Below are 3,499 nucleotides of genomic sequence, written 5' to 3'. Positions count from 1 at the left end.
TGGACGGCCCGCTGGCCAAGGCCGAACCGGCGACCCTGCGCTACCGGCTGCTGCACGCTGCGGCCCGCCTGGTCAAACGATCCCGCAACTTGATCCTGCGGGTCCCCGAAACCTGGCCCTGGGCAAAAGAATTCGCATCCGCCGTCAACCGCGTCCGCGCCATCCCCTGACCCGCGGACCCGTGTCCGTTCGACCCCAAGGAAGGAACAGCCACCCCGGGACCATGGAACCCGGCGGCAGCGCACGACACGCGACGGTGCCGCCTACGGACAAGCCGGAAATCAAGATCAACTCGTGATCTCAGCAGCCGCAAGGGGAGAACTCCGGAGACCGTGAAATTTTGAGGCCTACAAGCTCCGCCGGGTTACTTTCTGCTGCCCACTCACCTTGGTTATTTTTCCACCTTGGTTATTTTTCCGATCAGGCACCACCACCGGCTACGCGCTCAAAGTAGGTGAGGCACGTCGTAGATTTTGGGGTTGATAACGACTGCGGGTATAATCAGTGACCTCCCAGCGTCCGATCGGGCAATGGCCGTATCGAAAGCTCAGAATGAGAGGAATGTCGCCTATGTCTCACGAACAGTTGTACAGCGAAGATGCTGTGGCGTACAGCTTTCCTGCTTTCCCAGCCGACGGAGTTGTCGAGTAGGGCGCATCGGCGGAGACGCCAGCACGTCGACAGGGATCCGACGCACGCCGGTGTCTAGGGTCCCCGTCCTAAGTTCAAATCTGCGTGATCGTCGAAATCTTCTGTACCTTCGGCGCGCACCACAGGGAAGATCTGCCCGGATTAGCCTGTGGCCCGCGCGGTCGTTCGACTCGCCTAATCGCGCGACGATCTGCTACTGCACCAGGACCCGCCGCGTCACCATTGGGTTCAATCCCGCCCGTATCACCAGGACCGCCAACTCCACCTGGCCGGATGGTCTGGAAATTCCCATGGCACATGTGATCGTGCCGGCGTCGTGGAGCTTACCGGCCGGTTGCGTTTCATGGGCTTCAACGAACGTTCTTGACTCGGCAACGGCATGAGCAATTTTGGGAACATTGTTTCAGGCAAGATAGCCATGCCAGTGCGCTTGAACGCTTCAATGGTGTGGAATGCGATTGAGAGTGCCCCGATAGACAGCTATGTCGGGTTATTTGTCGACGGAGTACGTGAATCTTCTGCTACTACTGTGCGAGAAGTAGTAGCAGAATCCGCCAACATTGAAAACCTATGCAACAATAGTGACCGTTCGTTTACATTATATGTCAGAGGGGTGAATGAGTGGCAATCGGCATTAATCAAAGAACTATGTTCTTGTTATGGCGAAGCTATATGGCATCCCGGACTCACCGACGGAGCAGTCAGATGTGATATCTTCGCTGGCGAATACGCTGTGACGCCGGGCGGAATTCATCGGGAACACTGCTGGAACCGGCACCTCGTAGTGCGCGGCGAAAAGCGTTTCTTTTATTGGGACCATGCGGACTTGCGGGCCAACGATGCCTACAATAACGTGACGATATATTCCACCGAGAATGGTGATGAAGAGTTTCTCTCGACGACTTCAACTCAAGATATTGTCTCATCTGCGCTGGAGATTCGTGCTACGTCAGGATATTATGTTCATTGGCCAGGCTGGGTGTGGCACGTGGCAGAGGCTCCGAGCCCGTGCCTCGCAGTTAACATCGCATCGCATGGTTTGAGTTCCACTGGCAGCATCCCAGGTCCTATCCAGACTCTCCCAATCCGTCGGAACAATGAGGGTGAGCTGTCCGCGGAATGGGTGGCTGAGTACAGAGAATTCGCTCCTAGGTTTCGAGATGCGGAGTTGAACTTACTAGTTTCTGCGGTTTCGGCGGGTGGACTCATCTGTCCGCGCCTACAGATTGGCGAGGACATTCAGGATATTCGTACATACTCCGCAGCTTGTCGCATTACAAACGCACCTGCCGTCTGGGTCCGAGATGACGATTGGATAGTCGTTGGACTCGCGGGTCAGGCGACCGTGATTCCGAGTAATGGCGAGGACGGCGTGAGGTGGCTTGGGTCGGGCACTTCTGAATCTTACAGACCTAGGACGTCAGGTGACTTCGCACTCCTAAAATGGCTCCATTCGATCGATTGCGCCAAATTGTTACCGTAATGGATTTTCGCTCCCACGACTCAGGTGATTGGTGCGGCGAGACGTCCACCGATTGTTAAGGCGTGTATTGTCCCCAGGGGGTCACCTACCACGCCGAAGATCGTCGCCATCAAAGGTGACTGCTGTCGGTTCAAAGACAGCGGTCTCGGTCGCGTCCCGCTCGCCGCAACCACCGAAAAGTCAACACAACAAGCGGACCAGGCGGCAGGACCATCGCGCGGTCGCGGTGGGTAAGTAGCGTCGAGCAGGCGGACGGCATCGGCGGCGTCGAGAATCAAATCCGGGGCAGGGTACGGGGGGTGCGGATCAGCGAGGTCACCCGGCCGGTTCGCTGACGTGACACGGGAAGGCGCACGCTCAGACCGGTAGCGACCGGTCTGTTGGTGACGAAGCGTGAGCACAGGTAGCTTCGCGTCGCAGCCGATGGACGCTACCGAGACCGCCGACTCCTGCGGGCTGGTCGTGGCATGCAACACAAGACCTACACTTTGCTCAGCTCGAACCGCGGGCGGCTGACCATGATGAGCAACCCCCTGCTCGCAAACCACCACCCGGCAATAGATCAGCTCACCTCCCGCGCACGAACTCACCATTGAAGGCAAGTTCCTACCGGTATTCTGGCGTGTTCGAAGGCATTCAGGGTGAGCACATGGGGGTAGGGTTCCGGCGCTGACGGTGAGCAGCGTGTGGGCCGGTTGTGTCCCGGTTTGGTGTGTGTGGTGCCGGGGCGGCACGGTGATCAAGTCGTTGGTAGGCGACGGCCCTCCCGTCGTCTCTTGGCCGAGTGCTACGGGAGGGCCCTCTGTGTGCGCTCGGAGGCGCATGTGGTCACCGTAGAAGCAGATGTCGATCAAGTCGAGCGCAGGTTGGCGGCTGGTGAGCTGAGCTGCCCGTCTTGCGGGGTTGTGCTGGCGGGCTGGGGGCGGGGGCGACCGCGGCAGTTGCGGGGTGTGGATGGACCGGGTTGAGCTGTGTCCGGCCGCGGTGTACCGGGTGCGGCGTGACGCATGTGTTGTTGCCGGTGAGCGTGTTGCTGCGTCGCGCTGATACCGCGGCGGTGATTGTGTGGGCGCTGGCAGCGAAGGTCAGGGCCGGGGTGGGGTTTCGCCGAGTTGCTGCGGATTTGGCGCGTCCGGCCGAGACGGTGCGGGGTTGGCTGCGCCGGTTTGGGCAGCGGGCCGAGGCGGTGCGTTCGGTGTTCACCGTGTGGTTGGCCGCGGTGGCGGCCGATCCGGTGATGAGGTGTTTCTGACTTTGCGATAGAGATTCGCGTTTGATCAGACAACATCGTCGGGGTCCTGGATGGGTTCAGTGTGCCTTTGCTGGCGGTGCCAGGCAAGGCGGCGTTTGTGGGCTTGTTCGAGT

1 protein-coding gene and 1 pseudogene are annotated in these 3,499 nt (G+C 59.4%); both read left to right on the top strand.

Annotation, left to right across the window (positions count from 1 at the left end; translation table 11 throughout):
* Window positions 1-11 precede the first annotated feature (11 nt).
* Window positions 12-170, top strand: coding sequence for a transposase (locus tag EET03_RS32560; RefSeq protein WP_279637749.1), 159 nt, complete (start codon window positions 12-14; stop codon window positions 168-170).
* A gap of 2,788 nt (window positions 171-2,958) precedes the next feature.
* Window positions 2,959-3,374 (top strand): annotated as a pseudogene (locus EET03_RS32125) (hypothetical protein); the annotation flags it as partial.
* Between the last annotated feature and the right edge of the window lie 125 nt (window positions 3,375-3,499).

Source organism: Mycobacterium innocens (assembly GCF_900566055.1).
Lineage (GTDB): Bacteria > Actinomycetota > Actinomycetes > Mycobacteriales > Mycobacteriaceae > Mycobacterium > Mycobacterium innocens.
This window is presented reverse-complemented; position numbering and strand designations above follow the sequence as displayed.